Below are 17,059 nucleotides of genomic sequence, written 5' to 3'. Positions count from 1 at the left end.
AGGCTTCGTCTTCCATCACGCCGGATGGTAGGGCATGGCCGCCCCGCGCATGCCCGGAAATACCGGACACTCCGCCACCTTCAGCGTCAGCGCGACAGCGGCTGGGTGATGGTGTCGATGCGGGCCAGCACCTCGGGCGTGAGCTTGGGCGTCAAGGCCAGGGCGCCCAGGTTGTCCTGCAGCTGCGGCAGCTTGCTGGCACCGAGGATGACGGTGCTGACCAGCGGGTTGCGATTGGCCCAGGCGATGGCCAGCTGGGCCACATTGCCGCCCAGATCGGCCGCCACCTGCTCCAGCTCGACCACGGCCTTGTTCTTGGCCGCATCCTGCAGCTGCTCACGCATCCAGGCCATGTTCTCCAGCGCACCGCGGCTGCCTTCCGGGATGCCGGCCTTGTACTTGCCGGTCAGCAGGCCCGAGGCCAGGGGGCTCCAGGTCGTCAGACCCAGGCCGATGTCCTGGTACAGGCGGGCGTATTCCTGCTCGACGCGCTGGCGGTGGAACAGGTTGTATTGCGGCTGTTCCATCACCGGCTTGTGCAGATGGTGGCGTTCGGCAATCTCCCAGGCGGCGCGGATGTCGGCAGCCGACCACTCGCTGGTACCCCAGTACAAGGCCTTGCCCTGGGTGATCATGTCGCTCATCGCATGCACGGTCTCCTCGATCGGCGTGTGCGGATCAGGGCGGTGGCAATAGACCAGATCGATGAAATCCAGCTGCAAGCGCTGCAGAGAGCCGTCGATGGCCTGCATCAGGTACTTGCGGTTGAGCGTGTCCTTGCGGTTGACGGTGTTGTTGCCCTCGCCGCCCAGGCCCCAGTAGAACTTGGTCGACACCACGTACTGCAGGCGCGGCCACTTCAAGGCCTTGAAGGCCTCGCCCATGACGCGTTCGCTTTGCCCCAGGGCATAGACCTCGGCGTTGTCGAAGAAGTTGACGCCGGCATCAAAGGCGGCGGCCAGCATCTCGGTGGCGGCATGCGTGTCCACCTGGTTGTGGTACGTGACCCAGGAGCCCAGGGACAGCTCGGACACTTGCAGGCCGCTGCGGCCCAGACGACGGTATTGCATGGATGGGTTCTCCGGCCGCCACAGGCGGCATCTTGTCAACAAAGGACGGAGGGTAGCCGAGCTGGATCGCTTGCGCTGTGCGCACGGCATTGCCCGAGGAACTGGGGAGGGCACTCTAGAGTCGCATTTTTCGCGACGCTGTCACCGAGCCTGCCCAGAATGCGCCGCTTCGCAGACACTGCCGCAACCCTCGCCACCGCACCATGACGACGCCCACCAAGCAACACAACCTCCTCCAGCCCGCCCTCGGCGACAGCAGCCGCCGGCATTTCGTGCGCGGCTCCGTGGCCCTGGCCGCCAGCGGCAGCGGCCTGCTGGGCGCCCTGAGCCTGAGCGGCTGCGGCAGCAGCGACAGCAGCCCGGAGAGCAAGGAGCCGCCGGCGCTGCCCGTGGTCTTCACCCACGGCGTGGCCAGCGGTGACCCGCAGAACGACCGCGTGATCCTGTGGACCCGCGTGCGCGCGGCCGACAGCAGCGATCTGCGTGAGCTGACGCTGCGCTGGGAAGTGGCCAGCGACACCGACTTCAAGACCGTGGTCGCCTCGGGCACGGCCCAGGCCGCGGCAACGCGCGACCACACCGTCAAGGTGGACGCCACCGGCCTGCAAGCCGGCCAAAGCTACTACTACCGTTTCAGCTGCAACGGCCGCAACTCCGAGGTCGGCAAGACCAAGACCCTGCCCAGCGGCGACGCCATCAGCCAGGTGAAGATGGCCGTGTTCTCCTGCGCCAACTACCCGGCCGGCTATTTCAACGTCTACGCAGAGGCCGCCAAGCGCGACGACCTCGATGTGGCCGTCCACCTGGGCGATTACCTCTACGAATACGGCCGTGGCGGCTATGCCAGCGAGCAGGCCAAAACCCTGGGCCGCGAGGTCGAGCCTGCCGGCGAAACCATCGCCCTGGACGACTACCGCCGTCGCTACGCCCAGTACCGCGCCGATGCCGACCTGCAGCGCCTGCATGCCAAGCTGCCGATGATCGCCGTCTGGGACGACCACGAGATCACCAACGACGCCTGGATGAACGGCGCCGAGAACCACCAGCCCGCGACCGAAGGCGACTACGCCAAGCGCAAGGCAGCGGCCATTCAGGCCTACCACGAGTGGATGCCGATCCGCAGCCAGACGAACCCCGAGCAGATCTACCGCAGCTTTGCCTTCGGCAATCTGCTGGCCTTGCACATGCTTGACACGCGCATCGTCGGTCGCGACGAGCCGCTGGACTATGCCAAGTACACAGGCGCCAACGGCTTCGACGCCGTCAGCTTTGGCAAGGACATGGCCCGGGCCGACCGCCAGCTGCTAGGTGCGGCGCAGAATGGCTGGCTGCAGCAGCAACTGGCCGCCTCCAGCGCCACCTGGCAGGTCTTGGGCCAACAGGTGCTGATGGGCCGCATGAACATCCCTGCGCCCATCCTGTTCGAGGCCAACTACCCCGGCACCGGCGTCAGCGTCTCGGCCTACGCCGCCATGGTGGCCAAGTCGCAGCTGGCACCGGCCACGCTGACAGCACAAGAACGCGCCGTGCTGGCCCAGCCCTCCATCCCCTACAACCTCGATGCCTGGGACGGCTACGCCGCCGCACGCGAGACCGTGCTCGCCACGGCCCGCCAGCTCAACAAAAACCTGGTGGTGCTGGCCGGTGACACGCACAACGCCTGGGCCAGCGATCTGCAAGACCTGGCCGGCAACCAAGTGGGCGTGGAGTTCGCCACCTCGTCGGTCACCTCGCCGGGCTTCGAGGTCTACCTGCCCAAGGAAACGCCCCAGGTGCTGGCCGGCGCGCTGACCCAGCTGATCGGCCCGCTGGAATATGCCGACACCTCGCGCCGCGGCTTCATGGTCATCACCGCCACCGCGCAGGAATGCCGTTCGGACTGGGTCTACGTCAGCACCATCACCAGCCGCGAGTACACGGCCAGCGTGGGCAAATCGCTCAAGGTGCTGCCGGGCCAAGGCCAGCGCCGCCTCGTGGCAGTCTGAATTTCCCCCTCTGTCGGGGGAGCGCGCCACAAACCCAGGGGGAACCCTGAGGCGCGTGCGGGAAGCCCCAGCCTAGACTCGCGCCTTTTTCGATCAAAACAAGGACGAGGGACGATGGAAAAAGCAGGCTTGAGCTGGGGCGCGCTATGCGCCAGTGGGCTGGTGGCGTTGACGGCAACGGGCTGTGGCGGTGGTGGCGGCAGCGAAACCGCGCCACCGCCGCCGCCGCCGCCGGCCAAGCTGTCGGTGCAAGGCGGCAAGGTCATCGACGGCTATGTCAGCGGCGCCACCGTCTGGCTGGACATCAACGGCAACCACCTCAAGGATGCCGATGAGCCCTCCACCGTCTCCAAAGCCGCCGGAGCCTACCAGCTGGAGCTGAGCGAGCCGCAACGCGCCTGCCTGCCGTATTCCACGCTCTACGTGGACGTGCCCGTGGGCGCGGTGGACGAAGACAGCGGCCCGGTGAAGGAGGCCTACCAGATGGCCATCGCCCCGCAGTTCCAACCCATCAGCGTGGATCAGGTGCTGAACATTTCGCCCCTGACCACCGCCATCTGGGACCAGGTGCGCACCCGCATCACTGCCAGCGACCCCAAGCTCAACAGCTGCGAGCAGCTGCGCCAGAACCAGAGCCTGCGCGAAACCATGATCCACGAGATCAAGACCGTGATGGGCGATCTGGTGCGCCGACATAACCTGTCGGAAGCACGCATCCATGACGACTTCATCAAGTCCAAGGACGAGCAGAGCTACAAGCTGGCCCAGGACATCGTCAAGGGTCTGAAGGCCGGCTACGCCTACAAACGCCAGCTGCACGCCCAGTACCCCGACGCCACCTTCATCCGCGCCGAGGTCTACCGCGGCCGCGGCACGCGGCAGTTCGATGACCAAGCCGGTGTCTGGTATCGCAACGCCTCGGTCTGGCGCCCCAGCGGCTACCTCAACGAATGGGTGGTGCTGGACGAGAACCTGAGCAAGATCCAGCGCGTGCTCAATCTGCGTCGCCAGGACAGCCAGCCCTGGGGTGCCGCCACGCTCAAGACCACCCGCACCGCCTACAACTTCCAGAACGATGGCAGCGACTACCTGTGCAAGCTCAACGAGGCCGTGGAACAGAGCAAGGACGGCGTGCGATACGAGCTGGTGGTGCACTACGAGGACCCCAAGCGCGAGGCCGACCCGCAAGCCTGCTTCAACGCGGCCCATGCGGCCAGCCCCGGCCCCGTGGGCCTGCGCGAGTACTACACCGACTACCGGGTGGGCCAGGTGTCCTATCTGAGCAATCTGCGCTTCTATGCCGAGCAGCCCGAGCACGCCCTGCTCAAGGACTGGGAGCGGCTGCAGGGCAAGAGCGCCCAGCTGGACTTCGCCAGCGTGATCCAGCGCATGGCGGCCAGCGGCTACCGCTTCGAGGACGAGGTCAAGCTCCCGGTGTTCAGCTGGCTCAAGCGCTCCACCGACGACAGCCAGCTGCGAATCACCATCGAGAAGAGCAACACCGGCCCCTGGACTCGAACCAGCACCCTGGCCGACGGCACCAGCCGCAAGGAGTGCAGCGCCGACCAGGGCAAGACCTGGGGCAGCTGCGGCGGCTGAAGACCATCCGGGCAGCGGGCGGGTCGGCGCTGGCTATAGTGCCAACTTGCCCGCTTTTGCTGGCCTCTTCTCGCCCCGATGCTGCACCCATGCCCGCCTCTTCTGCCTCCAATTCCTCGGCCCCCGACGCCACACCGCTGCGCCTGGCCATCATCGGCGCCGGCCCGGCCGGCCTGAGCCTGGCCTTGCTGGCCGCGCAGCGCCTGCCGCAAGCCCAGGTGACGCTGTTCGACGCGCGGCCGCTGGACAAGGATGTGTCGGGCGACCCGCGCACCCTGGCACTGGCCCTGGGCAGCGTGCAGCTGCTGCAGCGCCTGCAGGCCTGGGATGCGGAGGCCGCGCAGGCGATTCTCGAGGTCAGCGTCAGCCAGGCGCCGCCCACGCTGAGCCACCCGCTGTTCGGCCCCAGCCAGGAGCCCGAGGTGCGCCTGAGCGCGGCCGAGCAAGGCGTGCCGCAGCTGGGCGCGGTGCTCAGCTATGGCCAGCTGGTGGCGCCGATGCAGGCCGCCTGGCAGGCGCGCGTGCAGGCCGAGCCGGGCCGCTTGTTCAGCCGCTTTGGCACACCGGTGCAGGGCTTGAAACCGCTCTCGCCCGGGGTGGAGATCGATGCCGGCGTGGCCGAGAGCTTCGATCTGGCGGTGGTGGCCGAGGGCGGCGTGTTTGCCGAGCAGGCGCGCAAGGCCGTTTCGCACGATTACCAGCAGAACGCCTGGGTCGGCAGCGTCATCCTGGCCGAGGACAGCCCGCCGGGTCTGGCCTTCGAACGCTTCACCCGCAACGGCCCGCTGGCCCTGCTGCCGCTGCGCCCGCGCGACGGTCAGCGCCGCGCGGCCCTGGTCTGGTGCATGCCCCAGGCCGACGATGACATCGCCTCGCTCAGCGACGCGCAGCGCCTGGCCGTGATCCAGAGCCTGCTGCCGGCGCGCGTGGGCACGCTGCAGGGCATCAGCCCGCTCAAATGCTTTGCCCTGGGCCTGAACGCCGAGCGCAGCCTGGTCGAGGGTCAGGTCGTGCGCATCGGCAATGCCGCCCAGACCCTGCACCCGGTCGCCGGCCAGGGCCTGAACCTGGGCCTGCGCGATGCCTATGCGCTTGTCGAGGCCCTGGTGCAGGGCCAGGCCCGCAGCAGCGAGCCGGGGCTGCCGGCACTCTGGGTCAGCCAGGCGCTGCGCCGGGTCGAGTGGCAGCGCGCCCCCGACCGCTGGAGCATGATCGCGGCCACCGACTTCCTGGCCCGCAGCTTCGCCTGGCGCTGGCCGGGTCTGCCTGCCGTGCGCGGCCTGGCCCTGGCCGGGCTGCAGCAGATCCCGCCGCTGAAGAAGGCGCTGGCGCGGCAGATGATGTTCGGCCGGCGCTGAGCGCGCCTTCCCCCCTCCGCAGCGAACCCCAGGAAAACGAGCCCACCATGCCTGCCCTGCCCCGATCGACCGGCCCCTGGACTGCCGCCCTGCTGCTGGCTTGCAGCCACACGCTGGCCCCGGCAGCGAGCCCGGCACCGGCCACAAGCCCGGTGGTGCAAGCGGCACCCCTGGTCTCGGCGCAGGCCCATCAGCAATTCTTCGACCAGTTGCGCAGCCTCTGCGGCCAGGCCTTCGAAGGCCGTGTGGTGCAAGACCAGCCCAAGAGCGGCCGCGGCTTTGAAGGCCGTCTGCTGATGCATGTGCGGCGCTGCAGCGAGCGCGAAATCCAGATCCCTTTCCATGTCGGAGAGGACCATTCCCGCACCTGGATCATCAGCCAGACCGGCTCGGGCCTGAGCCTCAAGCATGACCACCGCAAAGCCGATGGCCGCAGCGATGCATCGACCATGTACGGCGGCCACACCCGCGAGGCCGGTTGGCCGCAACTGCAGTCCTTCCCGGCCGACCCCTACAGCCAGGAGCTGTTCCTGCGCCAGGGCATGGCCGCTTCGGTCGGCAATATCTGGCAGTTGATGATCCACACCGAGCTCAAGAGCTTCAGCTACCGCCTGCTGCGCGAAAGCCGCGAGTTCCGCGTCGACTTCGACCTCAGCCAGCCGGTGCCGCCGCCGCCGGCCCCCTGGGGCTACAGCGACTGAACTGTTTCATTGCGGCCTCGCCCTGTAAGAGCTTGCAGGCGGGTTAACGCGGGTTTGCCATGGAAACCCTCAGCCGGGAGGCTGACGGCCTCCCCATACTTTCAGGCAGGCGCACAAGCTGTTGACGTGTGCGCAGCGACGGCCCCACCTCACCCGGTGAGGCCTTCTTTTCTTCCTCATCTCAACACAGCCTGAGAGAACAACAGCCATGAAAACTGCACGCATTCACGGCCTGGCCCAAGCGGCCGCTGCCCTGACCCTGGCCCTGGGCTTGATGCCCGCCGGCGCCGCCACGGTGAACAACACCTACATCCAGAACTCGGCCACCGAGATCCGCGGCCAGCTGGGCGGCTATGCCCGCCCCACGGTGTATGTGAACCAGCGCGCCTGCGGCGAGCCCTCGCCCAGCGCCTTTGCCTGCGGCCCTTACACCATCAGCGTCGGCACCTCCTTCCTGCAAGGCCAGGAGAACAGCTACGGCAACTACGTGGCCAAGTTCATCATCGCCCACGAGTGGGGCCACTCGATCCAGTTCACCCGCGGCATCAACAAGCGCGCGCCCATGCAAGAGCTGCAGGCCGATTGCGTCGGCGGCACCTTCGCCAAGTACGCCCAGACCACGCTGCGCTACCCCAGCTTCATCGAGTCGGCCGTGCGCTCGGCCCGGGCCGCGGCGGACTACTCGACCCATGGCACGCCTTCGCAGCGCGACTACTACTCGCGCTACGGCTATGCCAACGGTCTGAACGCCTGCCTGACCCGCATCTGATGAAAGCGGCCATGACTCCCACCCGCTGGGGCATGGCCGCCGCCCTGCTGGCCAGCGGACTGATGGTCTGGTGGCAGCAGGACGAGGCCGCCCAGGAACAAGCTCGAGCGGCCGAGCAAGCGGCCCGTGCCGCCGCCGCCTCGCAGCCGGCCGAACCCGGCAATGCCTTGCGCGATCTGTTTGGCGCCGTGGATCAGCCCCTGCCGCGCGGTCCCAAGGCCAGCGAGCCCGGGCACGAGCACGCGGCCCATGATCACAGCCATGACAACCCCTGGCAGATGGCCGGCGCGTCCACCGAAGCGGCCGATGCCTTGTCACCCCAGGGCGAGCTCAGTGCCGAGGACAAGGCCATCAACGAGAACCTGCGTCGCCTGGGCTACCAGATCCACGAGCGTTACTACCAGATGCCACTGACCCAGCTGCGTCAGGCTGCCGCCGCCAAGGATGTGCAAGCCCTGACCCATCTGGCCGAGCGCTATCTGTTTGCCCTCGACGGCAAGCCCCAAGACCCCGAGCACGAGCCCGGCTTCCCCTACCGCGAAGCGGCCCGCACGGCGCTGACCGAGGCCTACCTGCGCGGCAATCTGCATGCCGCGGCCATGATCTCGGAGACCTATCTGCTGGAAAAACGGCCGCTCGATGCGGCCGCCTGGAACCTGATCGCCCGCCGCTCCGGCGATGAGCTCAGCGCCGACTGGTTTGTGCGCACCCAAGACTACCAGCAGCTCGGCGAAGCGGCCCGCCAGGAAGCGGCCCAGAAGGCCGAGGCCTTGTGGGCGCAGCTGGAGCAAAGCCGCAAGAAGAGCAGCGGCACGGGCTGAGAACGGGGGTTACCAGGAACCCGTGTTGGCCATGGAGGCCCAGGGCTCGGCCGGCGCCAGGGCCGGGCCGTCCTGCAGCAGCTCGACCGAGATGCCATCGGGCGAGCGCACAAAAGCCATGCGGCCGTCGCGCGGCGGGCGCAGCACGGTCACGCCGTGGTCGGCCAGGCGCTGGCAGGCGGCATAGATATCGGGCACGGCAAAGGCCAGGTGGCCGAAATTGCGGCCACCGGTGTAGACCTCGCCTTGGCCATTGGCATCGGGCCAGTTGTAGGTCAGCTCGACCTGGGGCTGGTACTTGCCCGCTTCATCGCCGGGCGCAGCCAGGTACAGCAGGGTGAAGCGGCCGGCTTCGTGCTCGCTGCGGCGCACCTCGACCAGGCCCAGGGCATCGCGGTAGAACTTCAGCGAAAGGTCCAGGTCGGTCACGCGGACCATGGTGTGCAGGTATTTCATCGACTTCCTCGTGCTCAGCGGGCCTCCGGGCCCAGCTCGGCGGTGGTGGTGTGGGGGACAGGGCCTGAGATTGTCGCGGCGGAACGGCCGGCCTGCACGGCCGGGGTCTTGGGGCGATCCACGCCCAGCAGCAAGGCCAGCGGCGCTGGCAGCCATGCACGAACCACCCCATAAGCCAGCGCGCAGAGTGCCCAGGTGGCAGTGATCAGCAGCAGGCCCTCGGGCAGCGGCGCCAGGTGCAGGGGCGCCAGGGCCTGGGTCAGCAGCACGATCACCGTCTGATGCAGGATGTAGACGCAGAACACGGCAGCGCTGAGCCGGCGGCGCCAGGCCGAGTCCACATCGAGATGCCGGAAGGCAAAGCCGCAAGCCGCCGCCGTGGCCCACCATTGCAGCAGACCCCAGACACAGCGCATCAGGGCGCGCAGGCCCTCCGGCGGCGTGGCCTTGGCATAGGCCTCGAAATAGACCATCAGCAGCGCCCAGGCCAGCACGGCGCCGACCAGGGCCGGCCAGCGCAGCGCACTCAGGCGCTGCCAGAACGCCCGCCCGGCCTGCGAGGCCACCATGCCCATCAGGAACAGGCTCAGGTATTGGGCGTGGTTGTACCAATCCCAGGTCAGGTTGTGGGTGGAGGGGAATGCCCCGACCAGCTGGCGCGCCAGCATCAGCGGCAGGGCCAGGCCCAGCAGCAGACCCCAGGGTCCCAGGCCCGCCAGCCGCTGGCCCAGACCCGCCAGCCAGGCCGGCGCGCGGCGAAGCAGCGTGATGCCGATCCAGCCATAGACCCAGAGATAAGGCAGGAACCAGAGGTGGTTCCAGGTGGGCAGGCTCAGGCATTTGCGGCGGCCTTCTTCCGCGAAGCAAAAGCCATCAAAGCCCTGCAGATACTGCCGCATGAACTCGAGGTAAGAGCCTGGGTAGGCCAGCTTCTGCACCACCTCGAAATAACTCTGCGGCGGCACGATGAGCAGCATGCCGAAGACCAAGGGCAGCAGCAGGCGGGCACTGCGCTGGCGCAGCAGGCCGGAAGGCTGGCCCGGCCGCTGCGACTGCTCGCGCCCCCAGGCCTGGGCCAGGGCCACGCCGCCGACGAAGAACAGCAGGCCCAGACGCCAGGGCGAGCTCATCAGCATCAGCGGCTCCAGCGTCTCACTGGCGGCGGGGCTTTTGACATGCCAGCCCCAGCTCACGTAGTACATGCCCACGTGATAGGGCACCAGCAGGCCAAAGGCCAGGATGCGCAACCAGTCGATGAAGAACAGCCGCGATTCGGTCGCGGGCGTGTTCGGCGGGGTGATGGAGGGGCTGGGTGTGTTCATGGCCGAAGCATCGCCGCCCTCCCCCGCGAGCGCCAAGCAAATGGGGTGAGCGGGCCTTGGTCTGGGGCGAGTTGGCAGCGGTTCTTTCACCCCCAGGCGCCGCGCGGGTCACGAAACCCGGGATCTGAATCATTTGCTCACACACAGGCCGCGTTTCGGCCCGGGCGAGTCGGACGGGCTTTGCCACAATCGCAGCCGTTCCCGAAGGAACACCGAGCTCAACGAGAAAGCGTGCCCACCATGATCCCCTTGCGTCGCCTTGCATTGGCCCTGTGCTGCAGCCTGGGCCTGACGGCCACCGCCATGGCCCAGATCAAGATCGGCCAAACGGCGGGTTTCAGCGGCCCGGTGGCCGCCGGGGTCAAGGAGACCACCGAGGGCGCCAAGCTCTACCTGAACGCGATCAACGCCGCCGGTGGCGTCAACGGCCAGGCCATCGAGCTGATCTCGCTGGACGACCGGTTCGAGCCCGCCCTGGCCGCCGAGAACGCCAAGAAGCTGATCGACCAGGGCGTGATCGCCCTGTTCCTGAACCGCGGCACGCCGCACAGCCAGGCCATCCTGCCCCTGCTGGCCGAACACAAGCTGGCCCTGGTGGCGCCCTCGACCGGCGCCATGCTGCTGCACAAGCCGGTCAACCCGTATGTGTTCAATGTGCGCGCCACCTACCAGCGCGAGGCCGAGCGCGCCATCCAGCACCTGGCCGGCATGGGCATGGCCCGCATCGCCCTGGTCCAGGTGGACGACAGCTTTGGTGCCGATGCGGCCACCGGCGCGCTCAAGGGTTTGCAGGCCGCCAAGCTGCAGCCCCTGGCCCACCTGAAATTCCCACGCGACAAGCCCGAGATGGCGCCGCTGATGGCCCAGCTGGCCAAGGCCGATGCCCAGGCCCTGCTCTTCATCGGCGCCGGCGCGGCCGTGGCCGATGGCATCAAGGCCTTGCGCGCCGCAGGCTCGGCCGCCCAGGTCGTGACCCTGTCCAACAACGCCTCCTCGGGTTTCATCAAGCAGCTGGACACCCTGGGCCGCGGCATCATCGTCAGCCAGGTCTTCCCGTCCGAGCGCTCGCTCAACACCGCCATGATCCGCGAGGCCCAGGAGCTGGCCAAGGCCGCGGGCCTGAAGGAGCTGACGCCCTCCAATGTCGAGGGCTTTGCCGCCGCCAAGGTGCTGGTGGCCGCCCTGCGCAAGGCCGGCAAGGACCTGAACCGCGCCGGCCTGCTGCGCGCACTCGACGGCCTGGGCAAGCTCGATCTCGGAGGCCTGGAACTGCGCTTCAGCAGCAGCGACCACACCGGCATGGACTATGCCGATCTGGCCATCATCGGACCCGACGGCAAGTTCTGGCGTTGAGTGGCTGAGGCCGCTCAGTTCAGCGCCGCGCCAGCCACACCCCGGTGACCGCCACCACCATGCCGGCCAGGGCCAGGCCGTGCAGGGTCTCGCCAAACAAGGCCCAGGCGAACACCGCCGTCGTCGGCGGCACCAGGTAGAACAGGCTGGCCACATGGACGGCGCTGCCCTGGCGAATCAGCATGTGGAGCAAGCTGACCGCCCCCAGCGACAGCACCAACACCAGCCAGGCCAGGGCAAACACAAACGAGCCGCTCCAGCGCACTTCCAGGCTCTCCCCCCCAGCCCAGGCCGCCAAGGCGGTCAGAAGCAGGCAGGGCAGAAACTGAATCAGGGAGCCTGTGCGCAGATCAAACGCCGGGCAAAAACGCTTTTGATACAGCGTGCCCGCGGTGATGCCCAGCAGGGCGACAAACGCTGGCAGCAGCATGGCTTGCAAGGCCGGCGTGGCCAGCCCAGAGCCCAGCTTGTGGGCCAGCACCAGGCCGACACCGATCAGGCCCAGCGCCAGGCCCAGCCATTGCGCTGGCCGCACCCGTTCACCCAGGAACAAGCCGGCGCCCAGCGCCGTCAGCAGCGGCTGCAGTCCCACCAGCAAGGCCGTGATGCCAGCCGGCAAGCCCTGGGCAATCGCCGTGAACACCCCGCCCAGATAGACACCATGCACCAGCAGGCCCGAAACCGCGATGTGCATCCAGGCCCGGCTGCCCCGCGCCGGCCAGGGCGCTCGCGTCCACAGCACCACGGCGCCCATCAAGAGCAGCACCAGGACATAGCGCAGGCTCAAGAAGGTCAGCGGCTGCGCATCAGGCAGCCCGTACTTGGCGCCGATGAAGCCGGTGCTCCACAGGGCCACAAACAAACAGGGATAGAACTGCGGAGGAACGAGGCGGGCGGCATCAGGCATGCGGCAGTATCGCCGCCAGGCCCGAGCGAGACCGCAACCGAGCGGGTATTCAGACGGCCGCCGCAGCCCTTGCCTCAGCCCTTGCCGCAGTGCTGTTCCTCGCAGGCCACACCATCCTGGTCGCCGTCCATCTGCACCCCGGGGCAGTGACGCAGGAAGTAGCTCGCCTCCGCGCAAGAACGCATCTGGCTGCAATGCGTGCGGCCGTCGCAGCGAAAGGACTCGGAAGAAGGCGCGAGCGCTGAAGCCGGCTCTGTGTTTTGCCCTGCGCCGGGCGGAGCGGCACTGATGCGTTGCAGTTCGCTCAGGCTCTGGCGGTAGTGCTTGTAGCCGTATGCTCCGAGCGAAGCCATCAAAACGACAAAGACCAGGGCGCGCAAGAAGGTCGAACTGCCGCTGAGCGCAGGCGGCGAGGCGAGAGCAGCGCCAAGTCCAGCATGCCGACCCACCGCCGCCTTGCGGTCAAGCCGCTGCGCGGCTTCGCCCGGCAACGGCGCCTCGAGTTCCCTGTCTCGGGCCCTACCCGCAGCCAAAGCCAGGCGCCTGACATGCAGCGCTTGCGGCTTGCCATCCTTGCCAGTGCCGAGATCAAAGTGCAGGGTCTCGCCCACGGTGGGCCGGCTGCCATCCTGCGCAAAGGCGCTGATATGCACAAACAACTCGCGCCCACCCTGAGTGGGCGCGATGAAGCCAAAGCCACGTTCGTCGTTCCAGGTTCTGAGAATGCCGCTGGACATGGTGCGCTGCCTCTGTCAGCACCGGTTGGCGCTCAAGCTTGCAAATCAGATCGAGCCTGGCCTCATTCACGCATGTTTGCGAGCTGGCAGAGGGCCGCTGCGATCACGTTCGGGCCGCTGTGCTGCGGCGTTAGCGCTGAGCATAGCAGCGCCCTGTCCCAGCATGAACCCAGTTGCCCACGGGTTTTCCCGGCCAGGCGGTGGGGCGCCAAACCGACAGCGGCTCAATCCACCGCCATGCTGTCAAACTGCAGCCGCAGATTGGACACCGCACCGCATCCCAACCCGCCACAGCCGGCCGTGACGCGCAGGCCACCAGAGAGCAGCAGAATCTCCCCTGCGCGGACCACGGCGCTGCCTCTGGCCGTGAACTGATGACCGCGAAACTCCAGGCGCCCAAATGAGATCTCGCCAATGCTGCTGCGCGCCTCCACGCTGCGAAAGGACTGGGTGGCCATGTCGAAGATCGACAGCCGACCGAGCACCTGCGCACTGGCTCGGCCATAGCCCAGCAGGCCGAAGGCGGTCAAGGCACCGCTGACCCCGGCCGTGGCCCGGAAGCTGACCGTGCGGCTTGACGGGGCCACGGTCAAGGCACTGACAAAGGAGCTGTGCTCCACATGGCCGCCGGGGTTGTAGGCCGCCACGCTGATCCCCACGCGGCCCAGATTCGGAAACTTCTCATTGCGCGCGATGCCGAAGAATCCTCCGGCGGCGCCCTGCCGCCCACCATCGAAGAACGGTGGAAACAAGGTGGGGTTGTGCCCCAGCACAAGCTCGGAGTACGCCACGTCTTCGGCCACCGCCTGCTTGCACAAAGCCTGGATCTGGGCCGCCTGAGCCTGCGCGGTGCTGCCTTCGGCCGGCGTTGGTTCCTGACCGAGCACGGAACCGATCTCGTCGGCCTGGCGCTGCAAGGCCTTGAGATCGAGCTTGTGCTCACTCCAGGCCCGGGTATTCAGCTCCTGCACCAGATGCTTGAGCGCCGCCTCGTTCAAGCAGCGCAGTTGCAAGTCCGGATTCAGAACTGCGGACTCGAAATCCGTGGATTCAATCGTTGCGGTCATGCCCATCGTTCACCCCCCAAAAGCCAAGACCGGCGCAGTGTCGGGATCGCGCAGTGGATCGACCATCCCATGATTGGGACTTGATCCAAAGGGCTCGCGATGGCCGGTATGCGGTGGGCCACTGAACCCGCAAAATAGCGCCCCATGAACGACAACCGACTGCAACAGGAGTTGCAACGCCTCTACGGCAGCCACGACCCCGCCGTGGCTGCACCGGCGCGCGCGGCCGTGCTGGAACTGGCCCGCCCTGCCGACTGGACCGCCTTGGGCGCCCTCTGGCGCGGCGTGCAAAGCGATCTGGGTCTGCCAGCACCGGCCATCGCCGTCAACGGCCGCGACGGATTCCAGCTCTGGTTTGCGCTGACCGAGGACAGCCTGGCGGCAGAAGCCGACGCCTTGCTCCAGGCCCTGGTGCGCGCCTACCTGGCCGAGCTCCGGCCGGCGACACGGCTGCTGCGGTGGACTTCGAGCTCGCAGACAACAGCACCCAGCCTGCCGCCGCAGCGGGCAGCGCCCGGCCAGTGGTCCGCCTTTGTCGCCCCCGATCTGGCCCCGGTCTTCAGCGAAGAGCCTTGGCTGGACACCGAGCCCGGCCCCGAGGCCCAAGCCGAGGTGCTCAGCCGCCTGAGCTGCATCCCAGCCACGCAGCTGCACGCCGCGCTCGCGTCCCTGGATCACACCATCGGCTGCGCGCCCAACCCACCCTCAGCCAGCACGGCCCCGGCGACGCCCCAGCCCCATGCGGCCCCTGCATTCCCGGACTGCGAGCCACGCCGCTTTCTGCTGCGCGTGATGAATGACGAAACCGTCGCGATGGCGCTGCGCATCGAAGCCGCCAAGGCGCTGCTGCTTGCACCTTCGCAGCCCGAGCCCGGCGCTTGAATCACGCGCCGGCTTGATGCCTGCCCATCAGCCCATGGGGCGCACGCCGATCCAGGCCGCATGGGCCCAGAAGGCGAAGCCGGCCCAGGCGGCAACGCCGATCAGCACGGTCAGGGCCGTGGCGATGGGCGTGCTGTTGAGGGCGGCGGGCGGCTGGGCGCGGTCGCGCTGGCGCGCGGCGCGGAAGCAGAGCACCGCCCAGACCAGAAAGCCACCGAACAGCAGCAGCTCGGCCAGCGTGTTGTTGGCCACCAGATGGGCCAGGGCCCAAACTTTGACGCTCAGGATCATCGGGTGGCGCAGCTTGGCCTTGATCGCATTGCCCGGCACGTAGGCGGCGGCCAGCAGGACGAAGGCCAGCAGCGTCAGCAAGGCGGCCAGGTGGTTCATGCCCTTGGGCACGGCCCAGAGCGCGACGGGCGTCTGCCGGGCCAGGCCAAAGCCCCAGACGATGAGGCCGAAGCCCAGCAGCGACAGCAGGGTGTAGACCAGCTTCCAGCGCTGCGCGCCCATGCGGGCGATTTGGGCGCTGCGCCAGCCCTCGGCCACGATGCGCAGCGAATGAACGCCCAGAAAAATCACCAGGCCCAGGATCAGTTCAAGCATGAATCTCCGCCTCTCGATGTTGGATGGTTGGCTTGCCTCGGCCCGCTTTGTACGCGATGCGCCGCAAGCCTGCTGGCATCATGCGGTATTCTTTAAATATATTTAACCGGCCACATGGCCCCATCCCCTGCACACGGAGAGCACAGAACATGACACGAGGCGTGGGCGGCAGCACCGCATCCGAGGCCCTGGCCCATCTGGCCCGGCAGTTCCAAGACCGCGCGCCGGTCGCCCCGATTGGCCTGGCCGAATACCGCCAGCGGGTGGCCGCGGCACAAGCGCTGCTGAGGCAGCAAGGCCTGTCGGCGCTGTATGCCCATGCCGGCACGAATATGCGTTACTTCAGCGGCACAGTCTGGCACCCGAGCGAACGCCTGGTCGGCCTGATCATCCCAGCCGAAGGCGAGCCGCAGTACATCGCCCCGGCATTTGAAGAAGGCACGCTGCGCGAGTACATGGTGCTGCCCGGTGCCCTGCATGCCTGGGAAGAGCACGAGAGCCCCTACGCGCTGTGCCGGCGCGTGCTGGCCGAGCTGGGCCTGGGCGCCAGCGCCAGCCGCCTGGCCATCAGCGAGGACACACCGCTGTTCGTGGTGGACGGCCTGCAGCGCGAGGGCCTGGCCTGGGTCAATGCCAAGCCGGTGACGGCGCCGCTGCGCATGCGCAAATCGAGCGCCGAGCTGGCCCTGATGCAGCGCGCACACGACATGACCCTGGCGGTGCAGCAGGCCGCCGCCAGCATCCTGAATGAGGGCATCAGCACCCGGGAGGTCGAGGCCTTCATCGCCGAGGGCCACCGCGCGGTCGGCGCGCGCGGCTCCTACTTCTGCATCGTGCTCTTCGGCCCGGCCACGGCCTTCCCGCATGGGGTGAAAGAAGCACAGCGCCTGCGCCTGGGCGATATGGTGCTGATCGACACCGGCTGCCTGGTCGAGGGCTATATGTCCGACATCACGCGCAGCTATGTCTTCGGCACGCCGAGTGCGCGGCAGCGCGAGATCTGGAACCTGGAGCAAGCCGCGCAGGCCGCGGCCTTTGCGGCGGCGCAGATTGGCACGCCCTGCTGCGAGGTGGATCGCGCCGCACGCCGCGTCATTGCCGCCGCAGGCCTCGGTCCGCGCTACGAACTGCCGGGCCTGCCCCACCGCACCGGCCACGGCTGCGGCCTGGACATCCACGAATGGCCTTATCTGGTCGACAACGACAGCACCCCACTGGCCGCCGGCATGTGCTTCAGCAACGAGCCCATGATTTGCGTGCCCGGCGAATTCGGCGTGCGCCACGAGGACCATGTCTACATGACCGAAGCCGGCCCGCGCTGGTTCAGCCAGCCGGCGCATTCGATCGACAACCCTTTCGGCTTGGACTGAACAGGCGGTGCAGCCGCCCGGCTGCAGCCATCAGGCCATCACTCAGGCGGTCATTC

16 protein-coding genes are annotated in these 17,059 nt (G+C 67.8%); 9 read left to right on the top strand and 7 right to left on the bottom strand.

The genetic code is table 11. From position 1 onward, the window contains the following. Positions 1-86: 86 nt before the first annotated feature. Positions 87-1,070 carry a potassium channel beta subunit family protein gene (locus OOB33_RS06510; RefSeq protein ID WP_271008094.1) on the bottom strand — a complete coding sequence of 328 codons (984 nt, stop codon included), beginning with the start codon at positions 1,068-1,070 and terminating at the stop codon, positions 87-89. Between the two features lie 203 nt (positions 1,071-1,273). Between OOB33_RS06510 and OOB33_RS06505 the strand changes: the two genes are divergently transcribed. The 6 genes from OOB33_RS06505 (at position 1,274) to OOB33_RS06480 (ending at position 8,303) form a co-directional block, all read left to right on the top strand. Beyond that, positions 1,274-3,055 (top strand): alkaline phosphatase D family protein, encoded by a 1,782-nt coding sequence (locus OOB33_RS06505; protein WP_271008093.1) that lies wholly within the window; start codon positions 1,274-1,276, stop codon positions 3,053-3,055. A gap of 114 nt (positions 3,056-3,169) precedes the next feature. Further along, positions 3,170-4,654 (top strand): hypothetical protein, encoded by a 1,485-nt coding sequence (locus OOB33_RS06500; RefSeq protein WP_271008092.1) that lies wholly within the window; start codon positions 3,170-3,172, stop codon positions 4,652-4,654. Between the two features lie 89 nt (positions 4,655-4,743). After that, positions 4,744-6,012, top strand: a complete 1,269-nt coding sequence (locus OOB33_RS06495; protein ID WP_271008091.1) for an FAD-dependent monooxygenase — start codon at positions 4,744-4,746, stop codon at positions 6,010-6,012. 47 nt (positions 6,013-6,059) lie between these two features. Then, positions 6,060-6,713, top strand: a complete 654-nt coding sequence (locus OOB33_RS06490) for a hypothetical protein (protein WP_207795952.1) — start codon at positions 6,060-6,062, stop codon at positions 6,711-6,713. 208 nt (positions 6,714-6,921) lie between these two features. After that, positions 6,922-7,482 (top strand): hypothetical protein, encoded by a 561-nt coding sequence (locus OOB33_RS06485; RefSeq protein ID WP_207795953.1) that lies wholly within the window; start codon positions 6,922-6,924, stop codon positions 7,480-7,482. 11 nt (positions 7,483-7,493) lie between these two features. Then, positions 7,494-8,303 carry a hypothetical protein gene (locus tag OOB33_RS06480; protein ID WP_171828112.1) on the top strand — a complete coding sequence of 270 codons (810 nt, stop codon included), beginning with the start codon at positions 7,494-7,496 and terminating at the stop codon, positions 8,301-8,303. A gap of 9 nt (positions 8,304-8,312) precedes the next feature. On the opposite strand, the gene OOB33_RS06475 is transcribed toward OOB33_RS06480, so the two are convergent. After that, positions 8,313-8,759, bottom strand: coding sequence for a lactoylglutathione lyase (locus tag OOB33_RS06475; RefSeq protein WP_102768370.1), 447 nt, complete (start codon positions 8,757-8,759; stop codon positions 8,313-8,315). Positions 8,760-8,773: 14 nt separating this feature from the next. Continuing rightward, positions 8,774-10,081: an acyltransferase family protein gene (locus OOB33_RS06470; protein ID WP_271008090.1), complete on the bottom strand. Its 1,308-nt coding sequence runs from the start codon at positions 10,079-10,081 to the stop codon at positions 8,774-8,776. Positions 10,082-10,321: 240 nt separating this feature from the next. On the opposite strand from OOB33_RS06470, the gene OOB33_RS06465 reads away from it, so the two are divergent. Further along, a complete protein-coding gene (locus tag OOB33_RS06465) occupies positions 10,322-11,434 on the top strand; it encodes an ABC transporter substrate-binding protein (RefSeq protein WP_442952992.1) in 1,113 nt (370 codons plus the stop codon). A 19-nt stretch (positions 11,435-11,453) separates the two neighbouring features. Here OOB33_RS06465 and OOB33_RS06460 read toward each other — a convergent pair whose 3' ends face one another. The 3 genes from OOB33_RS06460 to OOB33_RS06450 all read right to left on the bottom strand — a co-directional run bounded on the left by OOB33_RS06460 (position 11,454) and on the right by OOB33_RS06450 (position 14,145). Continuing rightward, complete coding sequence (locus OOB33_RS06460) at positions 11,454-12,341, bottom strand: DMT family transporter (RefSeq protein ID WP_271008089.1); 888 nt, start codon at positions 12,339-12,341, stop codon at positions 11,454-11,456. 74 nt (positions 12,342-12,415) lie between these two features. Beyond that, positions 12,416-13,078, bottom strand: coding sequence for a cold shock domain-containing protein (locus OOB33_RS06455; protein WP_271008088.1), 663 nt, complete (start codon positions 13,076-13,078; stop codon positions 12,416-12,418). A gap of 224 nt (positions 13,079-13,302) precedes the next feature. After that, the gene (locus OOB33_RS06450; RefSeq protein WP_271008087.1) at positions 13,303-14,145 is read right to left on the bottom strand and encodes a hypothetical protein; all 843 of its coding nucleotides are present in this window, start codon (positions 14,143-14,145) and stop codon (positions 13,303-13,305) included. 144 nt (positions 14,146-14,289) lie between these two features. On the opposite strand from OOB33_RS06450, the gene OOB33_RS06445 reads away from it, so the two are divergent. Beyond that, positions 14,290-15,027 carry a hypothetical protein gene (locus OOB33_RS06445; protein ID WP_271008086.1) on the top strand — a complete coding sequence of 246 codons (738 nt, stop codon included), beginning with the start codon at positions 14,290-14,292 and terminating at the stop codon, positions 15,025-15,027. A 27-nt stretch (positions 15,028-15,054) separates the two neighbouring features. Here OOB33_RS06445 and OOB33_RS06440 read toward each other — a convergent pair whose 3' ends face one another. After that, complete coding sequence (locus tag OOB33_RS06440; RefSeq protein WP_271008085.1) at positions 15,055-15,633, bottom strand: NnrU family protein; 579 nt, start codon at positions 15,631-15,633, stop codon at positions 15,055-15,057. 149 nt (positions 15,634-15,782) lie between these two features. Between OOB33_RS06440 and OOB33_RS06435 the strand changes: the two genes are divergently transcribed. Beyond that, positions 15,783-17,003, top strand: coding sequence for a M24 family metallopeptidase (locus OOB33_RS06435; protein WP_271008084.1), 1,221 nt, complete (start codon positions 15,783-15,785; stop codon positions 17,001-17,003). Positions 17,004-17,059 lie beyond the last annotated feature (56 nt).

It is taken from the genome of Paucibacter sp. B51, from assembly GCF_027863535.1.
Lineage (GTDB): Bacteria > Pseudomonadota > Gammaproteobacteria > Burkholderiales > Burkholderiaceae_C > Paucibacter_A > Paucibacter_A aquatilis.
Note: the sequence above shows the minus strand (reverse complement) of the source record. Positions and strands in the feature narration are given on the sequence as shown.

Excerpts from the sequence above, each read along its gene's own strand:
- OOB33_RS06510 (WP_271008094.1), bottom strand. The coding sequence starts at position 1,070 with ATGCAATACCGTCGTCTGGGCCGCAGCGGCCTGCAAGTGTCCGAGCTG.
- OOB33_RS06505 (WP_271008093.1), top strand. The coding sequence starts at position 1,274 with ATGACGACGCCCACCAAGCAACACAACCTCCTCCAGCCCGCCCTCGGC.
- OOB33_RS06500 (WP_271008092.1), top strand. The coding sequence starts at position 3,170 with ATGGAAAAAGCAGGCTTGAGCTGGGGCGCGCTATGCGCCAGTGGGCTG.
- OOB33_RS06495 (WP_271008091.1), top strand. The coding sequence starts at position 4,744 with ATGCCCGCCTCTTCTGCCTCCAATTCCTCGGCCCCCGACGCCACACCG.
- OOB33_RS06490 (WP_207795952.1), top strand. The coding sequence starts at position 6,060 with ATGCCTGCCCTGCCCCGATCGACCGGCCCCTGGACTGCCGCCCTGCTG.
- OOB33_RS06485 (WP_207795953.1), top strand. The coding sequence starts at position 6,922 with ATGAAAACTGCACGCATTCACGGCCTGGCCCAAGCGGCCGCTGCCCTG.
- OOB33_RS06480 (WP_171828112.1), top strand. The coding sequence starts at position 7,494 with ATGACTCCCACCCGCTGGGGCATGGCCGCCGCCCTGCTGGCCAGCGGA.
- OOB33_RS06475 (WP_102768370.1), bottom strand. The coding sequence starts at position 8,759 with ATGAAATACCTGCACACCATGGTCCGCGTGACCGACCTGGACCTTTCG.
- OOB33_RS06470 (WP_271008090.1), bottom strand. The coding sequence starts at position 10,081 with ATGAACACACCCAGCCCCTCCATCACCCCGCCGAACACGCCCGCGACC.
- OOB33_RS06465 (WP_442952992.1), top strand. The coding sequence starts at position 10,322 with ATGATCCCCTTGCGTCGCCTTGCATTGGCCCTGTGCTGCAGCCTGGGC.
- OOB33_RS06460 (WP_271008089.1), bottom strand. The coding sequence starts at position 12,341 with ATGCCTGATGCCGCCCGCCTCGTTCCTCCGCAGTTCTATCCCTGTTTG.
- OOB33_RS06455 (WP_271008088.1), bottom strand. The coding sequence starts at position 13,078 with ATGTCCAGCGGCATTCTCAGAACCTGGAACGACGAACGTGGCTTTGGC.
- OOB33_RS06450 (WP_271008087.1), bottom strand. The coding sequence starts at position 14,145 with ATGACCGCAACGATTGAATCCACGGATTTCGAGTCCGCAGTTCTGAAT.
- OOB33_RS06445 (WP_271008086.1), top strand. The coding sequence starts at position 14,290 with ATGAACGACAACCGACTGCAACAGGAGTTGCAACGCCTCTACGGCAGC.
- OOB33_RS06440 (WP_271008085.1), bottom strand. The coding sequence starts at position 15,633 with ATGCTTGAACTGATCCTGGGCCTGGTGATTTTTCTGGGCGTTCATTCG.
- OOB33_RS06435 (WP_271008084.1), top strand. The coding sequence starts at position 15,783 with ATGACACGAGGCGTGGGCGGCAGCACCGCATCCGAGGCCCTGGCCCAT.